Genomic DNA, 17,711 nt, shown 5'->3' with positions numbered 1-17,711 from the left:
GCAATTGAGCGATAAATTAGCAGATAGTGAAAGGGGAAGGCTAGAGTGCTTGAAGACTTAGATGGGATAAAAACGTGTCAGTAATGAAAGCTGTTTTGTGGATCACAGATTTGAGCCGTAAAAGGGTTGGGGAAAACCCAACCCTTTAGGCATGTTTAGTGAGTAAACATACCAAATACGACGCTGGCAATAACTAAAACGATACCTCCACCTAAACGAGATGAGATTTGTGCGTAGGAAAGCAGGCTCATTCGATTGGCTGCAGATAAGACTTCTAAATCGCCAGAGCCACCGCGATTTGCCATGCATAACCCTGCGCTAATGGCAGACTCAATTGGATAGAAACCCATTAGCCAACCACCAATAGCGGCGCCAAAGATAGCCCCAAAAACAATGAGTGTTGCGACAATGAGGTTAGTGAAAGTCAGTGCATTTAATATCTCACCTAGATCGGTATAAGCAATACCGACACCAACCATCAGCACCCATAGCAAATGTGTAGTAAAAAAGGAGGCGAGATGTTTGCTGCCTTCTTTAATTTCATCCGAGCACCAACCACAAGCATTGATGATAGCGACAATGACAACCATGTACGCAAAAGTGTGGATTTTGACGTCGCCGAAACCAGGAAGAATATGTTTAGAGAGGGCTGATGATAGCGTATAAACACATGCTGCCAACATTAAACCAATGGCGATTTCTCGTGCGCTAATCATGGGGGCAACGGCTTGGGTGTCCGCATCAAAATTCGAATTTCTAATGAGTTCACCATTGCCAGTTAGTGAAGGTCTTTTCTGCCCAATCCCATTGAGAATAGCGGCAGCAAAAATTGCAACCACGTTAGCTATGGTCAATATTGCAATGGCAACTGAGTAATAATGCTCTTTTGAACCACCAGTGACCGAGTGGTAAATTTCTGAAAGCGGAATGGCGCCTGCGCCGTTACCCCCGCCCATGATCGGCAATACGTATAACATCAAAATGCGGCTAACTGGAATGCCGAATAGCATCCCACCGATAATTCCCATGATTGCCGCACCGAGTACAGCTGCCAGAATAGATGGGATATAGCCAATAAGAGATTTTATTAGCAGCTTTCGGTTAACTGCTAAAATTGAACCCGTAAGCAATACCGCAATAAATAGATCGAGAAAATCCGTTTTTTTCATGACTTCAGTGACGGTGTTGATTTCGTTTTGTCTGAGCCAACCAACATGTACCAGCCACGCTGTGACCAAAAAGATCATGATAGGCGCTCCACCAATATACTTATTGAAAATTGGCAGTCTCTTACCAATTTCGCCAAATAAAGCACCAATAACAAACATAAAGCTGAACCCACCAACTATGTTGTTTGGTAGGGTATCCGTCATGTGAGCAACTAAAATCACCGCGAACAAACCAAGATATAAAGGTAGCGGAAGACCAAAAACTCGGAACTGGGATAGAAAGCTAGAGCTGACTGATTTGTTATTAGGCAGCGTTAATGTTTTCTCATTCATCATGATTATTCCATGTTGCTAGAAAGTGAAATTATTATGATGACTGTGTGAAACTGCACAGTGAGAGGGATCGTCTATCACCGAGGATTAAAACGCACTTATGAATTTTATGGTTTTAATTAACCTCAGCAGTCGCTTCTCTGAAAAAGAGGTAATTTACTTAGATGTAGAGCTCCCTATATGCAAAGGTAATACAATTTTAAATGTACTGCCTTGTCCTTCTTCGCTACTTACCGTTATCTCCCCTTGGAGTAGCTCCGTAACCAAGTTAAATACGATATGAAGTCCAAGACCAGAGCTGCCTTGCCCTAGTTGTGTGGTGAAAAATGGGTCGAATATTTTAGGCAGTTTTTCAGCAGCGATTCCTTTACCATTGTCGATAACTTCAATGCATACTTTGTCTTGCTCAAGTTGGTTACAGTTTATTGTCAGCGCTTTTTCAGAGCTTTCCTCATAGGCGTGTCTTACTGCATTATTGATTAAGCGTACAATCACATCTTTGATGGCGTCTGGATAGCTTTCCATTGTCAGTTCATCTGGGTAGTTTTCGGTTAGCTCAATACCGTGTTCCGTCAAAAGAGGAACGACATTGAGTTCTAACTCAGTGAGTTGATTCGGCAGATCGAACGTGTCTATGTGATAGTTGGATTGCTCTACAGAGATCTGTTTAAAGTTGTTGATGAGCTCGACTGCTCTTTGCAGACTCTTATCGAGCAAATCGGCACCTTGTTGGATCTGATCAAAATATTCTTCAATTTGCTGCTGTTCGATATCAGCATCTGCTTTCCTATATTCGGACACAATATCTTTGATAGAGCTAGAAACCGTAATGGCATTGCCCACTGGCGTATTAAGTTCATGGGAAATACCAGATACGAGTGAACCAAGACCTGCTAGCTTTTCAGAGTGGATCAGTTCTTCTTGGGTTTGTCGTAAGGTGGTAAGCGTTGCTTCTAACTCTCGTGTTCTTTTTTGCACGAGCTTTTCTAGATCTTTACTGTGTTGGTTAATCGTTCTCAAATGCTCTTGTCTTTCTAACTCTGTTTTCGCTACACAGTTAAACCAATAACGCCATTTGAGAGGTACTTTCGGTATTTCGATATTTGAGTGTTGTGGCAATTCTTCGACAAAACGTGCAAGCATGAGCGCTGGTCGACTGAATCGCCAGTGTTGGTGCAGAACGACAAAAAATAAAATACCAGCAAAGGCAAAGCCAGTAATTAAGTAAGGCAAGATACTTTCAATGATATAGCTGTTCATTTCTGCACGAGAAATTTCTAGAACTAAGCTCCAAGGGGTTCCGGCAAGTGGGTAAGCATACCAATAACCACCTTTGGCTGATTGTAACTCGTCAGTGCTAACGAGGTGTGCTTGACCGCGAGTGGAGAGGTTGAGTACTTGCTCGTGTTCAATGGTTTTCTTGGCGTTCTTTATAGCCCCTAAGCTATCAGCGATGACTAGGCCGTTTTTGTCTACGATAACGAGGTGACCAATCGCAAGCTCCCGCTTTGCGAGAATGCTATCTAATACTTTTAAAGTGATATCAGCGCCCACTGCGCCTATGAACTGATTCTGGTGGTAGACCGGTTCGAGTAGCGACACCATCATTCCTTTCCCGCCAGCATCTAAGTAGGGGCGAGTCCATTGGTGTGTTTTATTGGGGTTGGACTTAGGCGCAACTAACTCAACAGGAAAGGTTCCTCCCGCTTCATAGACAACATTTAATGCTGAATCCATATCTTTTGTGCCTGTTGCATCCAAAAGCGTTTGATAGGGCAGGCCAGGATAGAGAAGGGAATAACGTTTTTGCGCGTCGTAGTAATAACTCCATTGAAAGCCTTTGTGCAGGCTATGGGTTGTGGCGACCTCAGGCATCATAGAAAGCAGTATCGATACACCAGTACCAATCTCACCGGAATTTGAATGTACGTAGAGTTGGCCCACTTGCTTTTTTAATGGATCTGGAAGATTGCTCCAAGGAGCAAACTTGGGCGAGTTTGGAGATTGTAAAAAGAGATATTGAGTGAGAGCGTAATTGTAAGCTTTTTGGGGATAACTTCGGTGAGACTCTAGAGTCTGTCTCATTTTGGATGCATGATTTAAAGATACGGATAGAGCATTGTTTAATGTGAGCAGTGTTTGCAGCGCATGATGACGCTCTTCATTGATGACCCGCTTTTCTGTTTGTTGTCCAAGATAGAAGGCATTACCAAAGGTGAGCAGTAATATGAGAGCAAGCCCACCATAGAGTATAAAATGATATCGGCGTATCAATGACGTCGAAGCCAGCGCTGCCGCTGACTGTTTGCTAATAGGCTGTGAAAGTGGGTCTCGTTGAACTTTATCCGTGTCCATGAATACTCGCCATTTAGAACTGAATATATAAAACGATAAACATCCTTGCTCTAATGAGTATATACACAGTTCCAACTATCGGGATTTATCTAGCTAGATCTTTCTACCTAACATGCGGCTGATTGTGCCATCTTTGTCGATTAGCTGATGTTTTAGTGCTCCCAGTATATGCAAAGCAAATACGACTAAGATAATGTTGACTGAAATGAGGTGGATGGGAGTTCCAATGTCACTTAGCCAAGGCATTTTTGCTCCTCCAGCTAAGATTTCCCAGCCGAAAAAGGCAATTGAGTGACCTCCTCCCCAACTCATCATGATTCCAGAGATAGGCATAAATAATGTTGCCAACAGTAAAAAACCATGTACAGAGTGTGAGGCTATTTTTTGCCATTTTGTCAGGGACGATATCGGTTTGACTGATCCCTCTTTTATTCTCCAGAGCAGGCGAATTGCTGCAAAGAACAAAATAAATAACCCGATGGATTTATGTATTGCTATCAAGCCACCTTTTTCTGGGCTTTGGGGTAAATCAACCATGTATAACCCAAGAGCAAAAGCGGCAATGAACGCCAGTGCGACCGTCCAGTGAAGTAAAACAGTGGGTTTAGAAAGTGAGTTTATATTCGCCATAACGAGCATCATCCTGTATCGCTTAGTTCGGTCATTATTATGAAATTAAAAGTTCAAAAAAACGACAGGTGAGCGTGTAAAGATAGGTAAATTCATGCCCAGCGAGAATAGAGAAAACACATCGCCTAGTGATAACAAAACGCTATCAATTTAATCATTAATAGCAATTGTTAATTATCAAAATGAATCTTTAGCATAGTAAATACCAAGTCAATCTCCTTAATTGTAAGTTCAATTCAAATTAGCGGCTTACAAGAAGCTTTATCTGATATTCGAGGTTTATATGTCTACTAAAGTACTCGACCTACCTACAAATAAATGGGAAAGCATATTGCTGGATCTTTTAAGTGATACGCCTATCCAGCTTAATGGCGTTCAGAAACACGATATCACAGTGCTGCATCCAGACTTTTATAAACGAGTGCTGCAAGAAGGCTCTATTGGATTAGGTGAAAGCTACATGAGTGGCTGGTGGCAGTGTGATCAGCTTGATCAGTTGTTTTATTATCTTATGAAGTATCGTGTCGATGGAAAGACACCAGCCAGTCTAAAAGATTCTCTATTCGTTTTACAATCACGCTTATTCAATATGCAATCTAAACGAAGAGCGTGGATTGTTGGGGAAGAACACTACGATCGTGGTAATGATTTGTATGAGCGTATGCTGGATCCTTATATGCAGTATTCTTGTGGATATTGGAAAGAGGCGACAGACTTAAAGTCTGCCCAAGAAAATAAGCTCCAACTCATTTGTGAAAAGTTGCAACTCAAGCCCGGAGAAACGCTGCTTGATATTGGCTGTGGTTGGGGAGGATTAAGTGAATATGCAGCTAAGTATTACGGTGTAAAAGTGACTGGAGTGACTATCTCTAAAGAGCAGCAAGCATACGGAATGAGGCGTTGCCAGGGTTTACCTGTCGATTTACGTTTATGTGATTACCGAGACTTGGATGAAACCTTTGATAAAATTGTTTCGGTCGGTATGTTCGAGCACGTTGGCCCTAAAAACTATCAAACTTACTTTGACGTGGTGTCACGCTGTCTTAAGCCGCAAGGGCTATTTTTGCTGCATTCTATCGGTAGTAATGAGACGAAGTTTAATGTTGATCCTTGGATCAATAAATATATTTTTCCGAACGGGGTATTACCTTCAATCGAGCAGATTAGTCGTGTCAGCCAAAAAGGCTTAGTGATGGAAGATTGGCATAATTTTGGATCGGATTACGATAAAACTCTTATGGCTTGGAAAGAAAACTTTCAACAACGCTGGCCTGAGATACAACACAACTACTCTTCGCGTTTTTACAGAATGTTTTACTACTATCTGTGTGCCTGTGCTGGAGCATTTAGAGCTCGCAATATTCAGCTATGGCAAGTGCTATTTAGTAAGAATGGCGTTGAAGGGGGAATTCGAGTCCCTAGATAAAAGGTCAACATGCTCTAGTCACTTTGCTACCATAAAAGTCTGAGCATTTTATTCTCTAGGGCTGCTTTTGGTTATCCTACAAACTTTACTGGTTATGATTGCGTTTGCTGCCAACTCTCTTCTTTGCCGAGCAGCACTTGCAGATCACCTTATAGATGCTGGGAGCTTTACGTTTGTTCGATTGGTTTCTGGTGCCATTGCGCTTGTGATTTTAATGCACACTTCCAGCCAAATTAGCGTAGGTGATAAGTTGGCTACCAAAGCCAGTTTATACCGAGGAATAAGCCTTTTTGGTTACGCGCTCTTCTTTTCTTTCGCCTATATTTCGTTGGCTGCAGGAACCGGTGCATTGTTGCTGTTTGGCACGGTCCAACTGAGCTTAATTGGGCTTTCATACATACAAGGCTACCGTTTTTCTAAGCTAGAGAGTTTTGGAGTACTCTTGTCTATTTTGGGCTTTGTGCTGCTGGTTCTTCCCTCCTCTGAGAAACCTGATGTGTTACCAGCGATGTTGATGATTGTTTCCGGAGTATGTTGGGCTTGGTTTACTCGATTAGGACAAACATCAACTTCGCCTCAAATCTCGGTGACACAAGGGTTTGTAGTTGCAAGCTTATTCAGCGTATTTATCTTGCCGTTTGTTTCTTTTAGTAACTTATCTCAAGAGGGGATTGTATTGGCTGTATTATCAGGCAGCGTTACTTCTGGGATGGGATATTTTCTATGGTATCGAATATTACCAAAAATGTTGCTTCTTCATGCTTCCATTGCTCAACTCTCTGTTCCTGTTTTTGCCATTGTGATGGGGTACACCTTTTTACATGAGAAGATTTCGGTTAGCGAGCTGTTGCTTAGTGGGCTGATTTTGTTTGGCATTGCTATCACATATGTGGGTAAGCGAAAAAAGAGTTGAAGATATTGTTTGAACTTATAAGTTGAGTTGCCGCAATGCATTGATAGAAAATATAAATTTCATTCTTTTAGCTTTGACTATAACTGACAACTACAAAAACGTTCAACAATACTTTAGCCAGTATTAAGTTAAGACTCCTGCATACGCTCCATTTCCATTATGCGCTGTGCTTGAGTTGTATTGAGTAATCTTATTCAACCTCGCCATTTTTTATAGTGTTAACTTTACTTATGCTTAATCAAATCTCTTTCTTTCACTTTATCACAACCTACTTTGGTTTTGTTGGTTTACGTGTTGCAAGCGGTCATAGCTTGTCTCATAGTCGAGTGGCTCAACATACTTTGTCAATACTTAATAGCAGGCAGCAGCGACAATTAATTGCTTTGATAAGGAGACAAAAAGCACCATTTGAGCTAGTTATATAAAGTCGGTTTGAGATGAACCGAGCGCTGTATGGGCTTTTAGTTGGATAAAAGTATTTCTGAAGAGAAGTTTCTGCAGTTAGGTAAAGCTTATAGTGAGAATAAAGCACTTTTAGGCCAAGTAGTAGCGCAAGGGTTAGGTGTCATTATTCAAACGTTTACCTATGAAAAAACAAAGAGTAAAAAAAGTAGAAACCCGAATAGTGAGATTTCTACTTAAACAGTTTAACACTGTGGAGTGGTTATTTGTCAGTAAACCAATGCTATTAAGGATACTAATACGACCTTCTCTGTTAACATTACCAAACACCAGTCCATATTCAACAGCAAAGCGTTTTGTTTTGAGAACTGGTTAAAACTCAATCATTCCAAAAGGTTGTATTGTTCAAAAATTAAACTTTTTGAAATGCAAGTTTCTTCAATATTAGAGACTTAGATAAGGCTTCCACGTAACCCGTATTTTTCTACATACAGTCAAATTAGACCGTGAAAGTGGTCTTTTTTGTCTCAAATTCCTAAGTAATAAAACTCTGTCAGAAAGACTTTGAAAAGGAGTCTGATATTTTCATTAAATGAAAACAGTACTCACTACCAATTTATACACATGGTATTATGTATTTTTTATTACAAATAATATTTAAGTTAATAAATAAAGTTATTTTATTTTGTAAACAAGACTAATTAATTTTTAATAAATACTGAAAGCCATTACTTTCTAATACTAGTATTCTTTCTTTTTCATTAGCAAAAAAACAAATATTGTTTTTATTATTTTTTTGTCACACTTACTTACAATAAAATCAAAACTCAACTTAAGTTGTTGTTTTTTATTGTTAAATTGAAATTAATTATATTTTTAAAATGAATTAAATTACAAAAAACAACAACATTGAAAAATATACAGTTTAAATAGGACTGCTAATGAAATTTCGTCAATCTTGTATTGCACTGGCTATAAGCTCTTTGCTTCCGAGCTTTGCCTTTGCATCGACTTCCATAAACAAGCCAAACTTTATCCAATATCTAGGTAACCGGACGGTCATTCTTGGTATTAAGGTCAACCCAAATCAAAAACAAAACAAGCCGTTGGGTGATTCCAGCATTATGCCATCGATGGGTTATAGCCATTTGATGAATTATACACAAGATGCACCCGTCGCTTGTGTTGCAACAGAAACAACAGAGGATAACAAGCAGGTTGAGTTGACTAAGTTAGTTCCAGATGGCTCAGGTACATGGGATAACGAAACATCTATTTCTAGCTCAAAGCTCACGCAGGAATTAGGTTTTAGTGTGGGCGTACATTACAACAACTTAATTACTAGTGTGTCGGGAGCTGCCCAATTTGCTGATGACGCTGTCAATTCAAGCACCACAATATCACTTATCAACTCTTATAAAATGGTCTACGGGTAACAGCTGTTTAGTTCAATACCTAAGTTATCTAACGGTGCTCAAACTACATTCGGCACTGCTGACAACCCCAACCTAAATAATTTCTATGATATGTGTGGAGACAGCTTTGTTATTTCGCAAGACAAAGGAGCCGATTTATACACAGTGTTAACGATAAAATTTGGCTCCAAGGATCAGGCCACCAGTTTTAAATCCAATGTCTCAGCAAAATATGGCTCTGTTTCCGCTCACACCGCTTTAGAATACGCAAGTACTCATAGCACTAGTGGAGCCACCATTTCAATGCAGATTATGCAACGTGGTGGAATCCCTGAAGATTTATCAAATGCGGTAGGGGCAGATCTAAACTCATGTGAACAGGATACGGGACCAGATCAAGTGACAGCCTGTACAAAATTACTTAGTGACGTCAAAGGATATGAATCAGGTCAATTCCAAGAAGACTTAAAGTCTAATAATTATTGGGCAACCCTTTCTGATTCGTACGCTGATTACGGCAAAGTTTTGGGTTTCAATGCTGACGGGCAAACCGTGGCAAACTCAAATTCTGCTCAGTTGACTCAACTGGGTGAAGTGTCTGCTGATACCTTGCAAGAGAGACAACAAGTTGTGGACTCTTACAACACGTATCAAAATGAAATACAACGTGCAAATGCCATCCTTAGTGATCCAAATGTCTATTCCCTACAGCGCACTCGAGTAAATAATGTACTCACTGCCGCATCGGAAAACCTCAAAAACATCAATTCTATATACTCCAATGATTGCTGGACACAAACTGGACAGTGTCAAGATGCCGTGAGTTCTGTTGCCGCTGAGCTGGCTGCTAATCCGGTCAATACCGATGATTTAACCTATTCCTACCGTGTTTTCCAAGGCGGTGGTGGCCCCAATGGTGGAGGTTTAGAATGGGCAGTATACAAATACGAGGCAGATGGCAGTAAAGATAGCACCATCGGAAGCGTGTACAATTTCAACGTGGATGTCCCTCAAGATTGGGTGGTCGTCAATGGTGGAGGCTCTGCATCAACGACTGATACGACAACGAATAACTACAGCATTGTTGATTCCTATCCATCGACGGACTTAGGGGGCTGGAATATCGGCATGAGAATCAGCCATTTAAGTGGAGCCCCGCTCTATAAAGGCTATGCCTTTGCTGTTCGCCTCAACCCAGATTACTCAGGCGTTAAAGACAGCCTAGCGCTAGCTGGAAAAACCGCTGAGCAACTTCGCGATGTGTTATTCGACCCAACGACCAATACCGGAGCGATGCACTTGCAAACTGCTGTATCAACCAGTTCGTTAAGGGATTTAATTAACCCAGAGTTAGTGTCAGTACAAGCCGGCCAAATCCCTCTTTCCACAGGCATTAGAATTTCTGAAGCTCCATCGGGGGGGCCCAGCGATAAATCCATTCAGTCTCTTGGCTTCCAATTCTCGAACCTGCCAGTCAGTGATAAAACAGGCAACTTTGATGCGGCCGCACTGACAGGGGTAATCTCCGATCATGCTGGATTGGTGAATAATAACGACGAAGTTCCAGTCGCGAACTACTACAATGCGTACAATACAGGAGGAAGCTATTACAAACCCGTGAAAACGACCCAGTATGTGTTAAGCATTGACCCTGATATTGATGGTATGACGGTTAAGGTAAACACCAAGTCAAATCAGAAAACTTTCACAGAGACCAAACAGCCTGATTACACCCCGCAAACCCTAGAAAGTACCACTCCGAACGTTAACACCAACGCTTGGATTGGCTGTCAGTCAGCCATTACAGCCAGCCCAAATAGAACTATGATGCCAGGTAAAATGCCAATAGATAATGGTAGAAATGGTGTATACCAAGAGTGTGTCAGTGTAGAAAGTAACACCTTTTGGACTTTAGATACTGGTACTTCAGTAATAGGATTTCATGGAGGTAGCAGTGGATGGTGGGGTATGTATCCTATTGGTGGAGGTCGGAAATATCAATCAAAATCAGCTCAAAAACATGATTCGATCTGTTTCAGTCCTGATGGGTATCTATATTATAAAGATGGGGGAAGTCTCGGAAATAAAACACTGTATACCATTAAACCAGGAGCAACTGCCGGCATCACAGTCTATGTGAATGGGGATGTCATCGGAAAAAGCACCAATGGTACGACAGTACTGCACACTAAACACGGTATCGATGCTAATTCTTATGACCATGAATTGGCCGAGCCAGTCATCGGAGGTACGTTCTTGTGGGCAAACCAACCAGAAACCACGTCATCAAACCCAACAATGTTTACGTGTTTAGCTGGCGCAAAAAGTGAATCGTATCAAGAATCTTCTGGGGCATCAGACACATTTAAACTGACATCTGGCATCACCACAATGAGCCTTTTATGATGAACGTTCAGTCTGAACGTAGACGGAATTAATATAGCGTTAATTAATTTTAGATGTATAAAAAGCCAAGTGCACTCCAGCGCTTGGCTTTTGTTTGGTTGTACTTTATACATGCAATGCGGACCATACTATAAGTACTAGTGTTCCAAGAATATCAGCTGTTAATTACTTAGCCTTAGTAAATAAGCCTTACCTTTTTTGATAGCATCTTAAAATTTTCTCGAATTTCTTCCTAGGACCACCTGTGAGTGCCTAAATGGAGATTGCTCTCACCTTTTCATATTTTGAGGAAAGTTGTCCAAAGTATTCGATGAGCTCAGCACAAAGCCAAGTCACGAAAACACGAAACAAACCATATCCCGTATAAAAAAAGAATGTTTAAAATCCAAGAATATTGAGCATTCTAAAGGGAACAATAATTAGTTTTTCGCCCTGTTCCAGTATGGGAAGCGACATAACACAGTTGGTCGACATAAATGCGAGCAACCAAGGGAATTCATGGTTATCGAAGAGTCGCTATAGCGAATAAGAAGCTTAGTTATACTCATAAATCTTTCACATGCCTAATTCCAAACAAACTGAAATTTTAATAATTTAAAATAGTACTCACTACTAATTTACACACATTGTATTATGTATTTTTTATTACAAATAATATTTAAGTTAATAAATAAAGTTATTTTATTTTGTAAACAAGATTAATTAATTTTTAATAAATACTGAAATCCATTACTTTCTTAATACTAGTATTCTTGCTTTTTCATTAGCAAAAAAACAAATGTTGTTTTTATTGTTTTTTTGTCACACTTACTTACAATAAAATCAAAACTCGACTTAAGTTGTTGTTTTTTATTTTAAATTTAGATTTGTTATATTTTTAAAATGAATTAAATTACAAAAAAACAACAACATTGACAAATATACAGTTTAAATAGGACTGCTAATGAAATTTCGTCAATCTTGTATTGCACTGGCTATAAGCACTTTGCTTCCGAGCTTTGCCTTTGCATCGACTTCCATAAACAAGCCAAACTTTATCCAATATCTAGGTAACCGAACGGTCATTGTTGGTATTAAGGTCAAACCGAATCAAAATAAACAACAAAGTCACTCGTTGAGTGACGACAATCTCCTTTCATCGATGGGTTACAGTCATTTGATGAACTATTCTCAATCTACATCAGACGCATGTGTTTTAACTCAAACGACAGACGATAATGGTAACAAGATTGACTTAACTCAGTTCAATCCAGATGGCTCTGCTCAACTTGATACAAAAACCTCGATTTCTAGCTCACAGTTGACTGAAGATTTAGGCTTTAGTCTGGGAGTACATTACAACAATCTAATTACCAGTGTATCGGGTTCCGCCCAGTTTGCAGAAGATGCAATCAATTCAAGTACCACGATGTCACTCATCAACTCCTATCAAATTGTCGCCGGCAAACAAGTCTTCTCGGCAATCCCGACACTGACTTCGGGCGCTCAGACGACATTTGGCACTGCTACCAAGCCCAACTTAGATAATTTCTATGATATGTGCGGGGACAGCTATGTTACTTCTCAAGACAAAGGAGCAGACTTATATACGGTATTAAAAATACAATTTGGATCTAAAGACCAAGCGACTCACTTTAAATCTGAAGTCTCCGCGAAATATGGTTCCTTTTCGGCTAACGCGGCCTTAAGTTATGCTATCGCACATCATACTACTGGTATGACTATCTCTGTACATGCGATGCAGCGAGGTGGGATCCCTGAAGACTTAGCAAGTGCAGTAAACAAGGACAACGACCTAAAATCATGCGAAACTGAAACTGGTCAAGCTCAATTGCAAGCTTGCTCCGCTTTACTTACTGACATCCAGTCATACGAAGCAAACTCTTTTCAAGACCAGTTAAAAGCCGGTAATTGGGCCACCTTATCAGACTCATACGCTGATTATGGCACTGTTCAAGGGTTCAATGCTTCAGGGCAAAGCGGGGAAAACATGAATTCCGCTCAGTTAACTCAAAAAGGTGAAGTGTCCTCTGATACCTTGCAAGAGAGACAACAAGTTGTGGACTCTTACAATACTTATGAAAATGAAATAGAACGTGCGAACGCCATCCTCAGCGATCCGAGCGTCTATTCCGCCCAGCGCACTCGCGTAAATAAGGTACTCACCGCCGCTCAAGATAATCTCAACAACCTGAAAGCTGTGTACCCCAATGACTGCTGGACACAAAGTGGACAATGTCAGGATGCAGTAAGCTCTGTTGCCAATGATTTGGCAGCTGAACCTATCAATACCGATGATTTAACCTATTCCTACCGTGTTTTCCAAGGTGGTGGTGGCCCCAATGGCGGAGGTTTAGAATGGGCAGTATACAAATACGAGGCAGATGGCAGTAAAGATAGCACCATCGGAAGCGTGTACAATTTCAACGTGGATGTCCCTCAAGATTGGGTGGTCGTCAATGGCGGAGGCTCTGCATCAACGACTGATACGACAACGAATAACTACAGCATTGTTGATTCCTATCCATCGACGGACTTAGGGGGCTGGAATATCGGCATGAGAATCAGTCATTTAAGTGGAGCCCCGCTCTATAAAGGCTATGCCTTTGCTGTTCGCCTCAACCCAGATTACTCAGGCGTTAAAGACAGCCTAGCGCTAGCTGGAAAAACCGCTGAGCAACTTCGCGATGTGTTATTCGACCCAACGACCAATACCGGAGCGATGCACTTGCAAACTGCTGTATCAACCAGTTCGTTAAGGGATTTAATTAACCCAGAGTTAGTGTCAGTACAAGCCGGCCAAATCCCTCTTTCCACAGGCATTAGAATTTCTGAAGCTCCATCGGGGGGGCCCAGCGATAAATCCATTCAGTCTCTTGGCTTCCAATTCTCGAACCTGCCAGTTAGTGATAAAACAGGCAACTTTGATGCGGCCGCAAAAACAGGGGTAATCTCCGATCATGCTGGATTGGTGAATAATAATGACGAAGTTCCAGTCGCGAACTACTACAATGCGTACAATACAGGAGGAAGCTATTACAAACCCGTGAAAACGACCCAGTATGTGTTAAGCATTGACCCTGATATTGATGGTATGACGGTTAAGGTGAACACCAAGTCAAATCAAAAAACTTTCACAGAGACCAAACAGCCTGATTACACCCCGCAAACCCTAGAAAGTACCACTCCTAATGTTAACACTAACGCTTGGATTGGGTGTCAAGCTGCTATAACTGCAGCTCCGAACAGAGTAATACTACCTGGCAAGCTGCCATTAGGTAATGGTAAATATAGTGAATGTGTAAATGTAGAAAGTAACCCTCTTGTCATCAATACGGGCACTGTAAAAGCAGTCTTTGTGGGCAACAAAAGTCAAGAGCCCCATAATGTAGATGGTTACTTTGTAACAGATACAGTAGGCGCAAACGGTCATCAACTATATGCATCACTTGACGAAACTGGTCATGAAGAAATTTGTTATAGCCCTGAAGGATATTTATATTTTGAAGATGGCAGATATGTTAGTAACACAACATTATATGAGCATAACCCAGGAGCAAATAAATCCATCACACTATACGTAAATGGAGAGTTCAAAGGAGTCAATACTAACGGTAAAGTGGTAATGGACGTACAAGATGTTGTAGATAAAAACTCTTATGATCACCAATTAGCCAAACCTGTCATCGGAGGTACGTTCTTGTGGGCAAACCAACCGGAAACTACGTCATCAAACCCAACAATGTTTACGTGTTTAGCTGGCGCAAAAAGTGAATCGTATCAAGAATCTTCTGGAGCATCAGGCACGTTTAAACTGACTTCCGGCATCACCACAATGAGCCTTTTATGATGAACGTTCAATCTGAATGTAGACGGAATTGATATTACTTTAATTATTTAAGTTTATTAGGTTCGACGTGTAAAAGCCAAGTGGCCTCTAGCCCTTGGCTTTTGTTTTATAAGATATTGGGTATGGCTCAAATGAACTGAACAGTTTTGGGTGTGATCTAGACTTTGAATGAGGCACGCATAAGCCAAAGTGATTAAAATCATGGTGCTCAGATAAGAGTTCGAGTTTTACCAGCCATCCAGAGTCCATCTCTACCGAAGTACCTCTCCCTAGAACAGTACACCGAGTCAGCTGAAACACCGCCGGTGCTCAACGTCAATGAGTTCTCTCGGCTTTAGGTGATGATTTATTGTCTTCAGCTTCAGCCGCTCGCGAATCACTTTGTTATCTTCAAGGCAAATTTCCAGCCGACGTTCTGAAAGATCAACCCCATCGATACTGGTTGTAGGTGCTCGGATTTAAGCGCTTAACACGCCTCGATCTGGCTGACTAATTCAGTTCAAAAAGACAGCAATCAATACGCTTTAATTGGGTAGAGTTCGGCATGTCTACTGTTCAATAAAAACCGCTGTTTTTGGACCATGCCCATTTGTGAATAAGATAGCTAGGGGGATAGATCCGTCTATCCTTTATGGAGCTAAGTGTGAATTTAATCGAGCAGCGCTCTACCGTTATCGCCTTGTTCGTAAATGCATAGGCTAACTCTAGATAGGGCTTCAATTTCAGCTAAAGAAACCACAACAGAATTATTACCTCTTGCGACGTTTGATTTAATTCTGTCAACCAAGCTAATAAGAATGCCTAAATCTGGTTTCGCTTTTGGCACTCTTTGGCGAATAAAGTTAAACCATTTCTCACTCATATTCCTTTGTACCTTAGCCAGTACTTCATGATTGGTAATCGTAAACGGTTTGTCTAACGCCCCACCGTCGCGAAGAATATCGTAAATCACATGTCCATTTTTCTTCGCGACAATCATATTCTCAGTGTTAAGCTGCAATTCTCCAATGTGGCCATTACTCATTTTCAAAAAGAACTTAATGTCTTTATAACCCGCGTCAGTAGCGTCACAATTGAATCTGGCATCAGCACCCTTACTGGTTTTGTATCTATCTTTCATTGCAGATTGAAAGTGCTGAAGCTGCTTAAACTCATTTGATAGACGTATTAGTGACTTTGCCGCTACCATATCATCTAAGGTTTTAAATATGATTGTCATTCGTGCAGCATCTTTAAGATCGCCAATATCATAGTGACGCTTCCTATTAGTGATTTTGTCTAATGAACCGTGAAAGTCTTTTACACCAAAATACGCACCGGGTGGCTGCTTTAATACTCCTCCCGTTACTTCTTTTATTTTTCTAGCGTATTCAACCAATTCAGCTTGAGCCTCGGTTATTTCCATAAACATTAGAAACAGTTGTTTTTTCTTTAATTGTGCATTAGCAAGTTGATTCTTGGCGTGAAAGTCAGCTTTTCCTGATGATAGTTGATTGCTTACCTTTGACTCTAAATAATTGTTTAATTTATCTTTATTGGTCATTATATCCAATATAATTTTATCTTGTGCTTTATTGGATTCATTCTCATATTTATAGTGTTCAACTTTACAACGTAATTCATCGAGCTTAGCTTTATATTGCACATTATTAACAAGCCTAAACCCTTGGGACATACTTTTTTGTTGGTTTATCTTGGCTAGAACTTTACTTTTATTTTTCCGAACCTGCTCTTCGGAAATCATGTTTGGGGCTGGTACGCTAGAGTTTTCATACCCTGGTAGGAATGACATTAACCATTGTATGTACCCTGACACTGTTGATAGTTCGATCATATTTAAATCCTCTCACTTATCGTTCCTTGATTAAAATTTAACCGTATGATTAATAATAGTTGTATAAGTAAGATACTGATAATATTAAAATTAAAAGTTAAGTTTTTAATTTTCGTAGTTTATGGTGTCAGTGATTTAATTATTTATAGTCATAGGACAGGCGAAAAATGTAACGAACTGAAAATAAATAATTATTTATTTTAATTCGTTAACTCATTGTATAGTAATTAAATATTAGAGGGATTAAATCGGTGAAATTAGTATTGTTCAAGATCAGTAATATCAAGAATATAGGCACTTGTTGTTATTAAAGTACTTAACGCTCTATTCTTGTTTAAAAGGTGTTATATCTGTGATCGTTGAAGATGCTTGATTTTTCCCTAAATCAGGATGGTTTGTTGCAGTACTCAACCCATTCTGTCTTTTGACATCTTAGGCGGGCTTGGCTTTAGGCATGGTTCAAAAACAATGGTTTTTACTGAACAAATGTCAAAGACGCTATGATTGATTCACTAAAAAGCCTTATGAGTCAGTAACTATTTGATTTTTAGTTGAGGTGTAAAAGAAAAAAGACGCCCTAGAGCGTCTTTAAACTTATGATTGGTGGAGCTGGCGGGAGTTGAACCCGCGTCCGAAAATCATTCATCTTTGGTACTACATGCTTAGTCGATCTTTAATTTCACCACCCAACTGCGAACCGACACGCGACCGAATGGCTAACCTGAATTAAATCTCACGCTTCATCTCTCAGGTGGGAGAATCCACGCCAGCTTGATTTGGTTTGATCTCTCGTGATTCCCCGTCTTACAAGCGGAAGCTAGGGCGAGAGAGCTCTGAGCAGGTTATTAAGCTGCTAGTGCGTAGTTTTCGTCGTTTGCGACTATTTTTTTGCGGTTTGTTAACGAGGCCTACCGCACCTCGGCATGCACCTCAGACTGCAAAATTCCCGTCGAATCCTAAATCAGCCCCAGGTAGAAA

At 40.5% G+C, this 17,711-nt stretch carries 10 protein-coding genes and 1 other RNA gene; 6 read left to right on the top strand and 5 right to left on the bottom strand.

Translation table 11 applies throughout. The annotated features are described in order from the left end of the window. Positions 1-155: 155 nt before the first annotated feature. From citS to ACM2FC_RS12360, 3 genes are all read right to left on the bottom strand, one after another. Positions 156-1,502: a citrate/sodium symporter CitS gene (gene citS / locus ACM2FC_RS12370; RefSeq protein WP_498481415.1), complete on the bottom strand. Its 1,347-nt coding sequence runs from the start codon at positions 1,500-1,502 to the stop codon at positions 156-158. Between the two features lie 156 nt (positions 1,503-1,658). Then, positions 1,659-3,857, bottom strand: a complete 2,199-nt coding sequence (locus tag ACM2FC_RS12365) for a sensor histidine kinase (RefSeq protein ID WP_498481226.1) — start codon at positions 3,855-3,857, stop codon at positions 1,659-1,661. A gap of 93 nt (positions 3,858-3,950) precedes the next feature. Then, positions 3,951-4,487, bottom strand: a complete 537-nt coding sequence (locus ACM2FC_RS12360) for a cytochrome b (RefSeq protein WP_498481225.1) — start codon at positions 4,485-4,487, stop codon at positions 3,951-3,953. Between the two features lie 283 nt (positions 4,488-4,770). Here ACM2FC_RS12360 and cfa point away from each other — a divergent pair, with 283 nt between their 5' ends. The 6 genes from cfa to ACM2FC_RS12330 all read left to right on the top strand — a co-directional run bounded on the left by cfa (position 4,771) and on the right by ACM2FC_RS12330 (position 14,899). Next, positions 4,771-5,913, top strand: a complete 1,143-nt coding sequence (gene cfa / locus ACM2FC_RS12355; protein WP_498481224.1) for a cyclopropane fatty acyl phospholipid synthase — start codon at positions 4,771-4,773, stop codon at positions 5,911-5,913. 67 nt (positions 5,914-5,980) lie between these two features. Continuing rightward, positions 5,981-6,826 carry a DMT family transporter gene (locus ACM2FC_RS12350; RefSeq protein WP_498481223.1) on the top strand — a complete coding sequence of 282 codons (846 nt, stop codon included), beginning with the start codon at positions 5,981-5,983 and terminating at the stop codon, positions 6,824-6,826. 465 nt (positions 6,827-7,291) lie between these two features. Then, entirely contained in the window at positions 7,292-7,468 is a 177-nt protein-coding gene (locus ACM2FC_RS12345; protein WP_498481222.1) for a hypothetical protein, read from the top strand. Between the two features lie 701 nt (positions 7,469-8,169). Then, positions 8,170-8,664, top strand: a complete 495-nt coding sequence (locus ACM2FC_RS12340; protein ID WP_498481221.1) for a hypothetical protein — start codon at positions 8,170-8,172, stop codon at positions 8,662-8,664. 144 nt (positions 8,665-8,808) lie between these two features. Continuing rightward, a complete protein-coding gene (locus tag ACM2FC_RS12335) occupies positions 8,809-11,049 on the top strand; it encodes a hypothetical protein (RefSeq protein WP_498481220.1) in 2,241 nt (746 codons plus the stop codon). 943 nt (positions 11,050-11,992) lie between these two features. Next, entirely contained in the window at positions 11,993-14,899 is a 2,907-nt protein-coding gene (locus ACM2FC_RS12330; protein ID WP_498481219.1) for a hypothetical protein, read from the top strand. Positions 14,900-15,548: 649 nt separating this feature from the next. Here the strand turns inward: ACM2FC_RS12330 and ACM2FC_RS12325 are convergent. Then, on the bottom strand, positions 15,549-16,733 hold the full coding sequence (locus tag ACM2FC_RS12325) for a hypothetical protein (protein ID WP_498481217.1): 1,185 nt from the start codon (positions 16,731-16,733) through the stop codon (positions 15,549-15,551). Positions 16,734-17,334: 601 nt separating this feature from the next. Beyond that, positions 17,335-17,702, bottom strand: a transfer-messenger RNA (tmRNA) gene (ssrA, locus tag ACM2FC_RS12320). Positions 17,703-17,711 lie beyond the last annotated feature (9 nt).

The sequence above is a fragment of the Vibrio sp. A37 genome (genome assembly GCF_059777565.1).
The sequence above is the reverse complement of the archived record's forward strand: the minus strand, read 5'-3'. Positions and strand labels throughout refer to the sequence as shown.

Coding starts and splice junctions, on each gene's coding strand:
- citS (WP_498481415.1), bottom strand. CDS start 1,502: ATGAATGAGAAAACATTAACGCTGCCTAATAACAAATCAGTCAGCTCT.
- ACM2FC_RS12365 (WP_498481226.1), bottom strand. CDS start 3,857: ATGGACACGGATAAAGTTCAACGAGACCCACTTTCACAGCCTATTAGC.
- ACM2FC_RS12360 (WP_498481225.1), bottom strand. CDS start 4,487: ATGGCGAATATAAACTCACTTTCTAAACCCACTGTTTTACTTCACTGG.
- cfa (WP_498481224.1), top strand. CDS start 4,771: ATGTCTACTAAAGTACTCGACCTACCTACAAATAAATGGGAAAGCATA.
- ACM2FC_RS12340 (WP_498481221.1), top strand. CDS start 8,170: ATGAAATTTCGTCAATCTTGTATTGCACTGGCTATAAGCTCTTTGCTT.
- ACM2FC_RS12330 (WP_498481219.1), top strand. CDS start 11,993: ATGAAATTTCGTCAATCTTGTATTGCACTGGCTATAAGCACTTTGCTT.
- ACM2FC_RS12325 (WP_498481217.1), bottom strand. CDS start 16,733: ATGATCGAACTATCAACAGTGTCAGGGTACATACAATGGTTAATGTCA.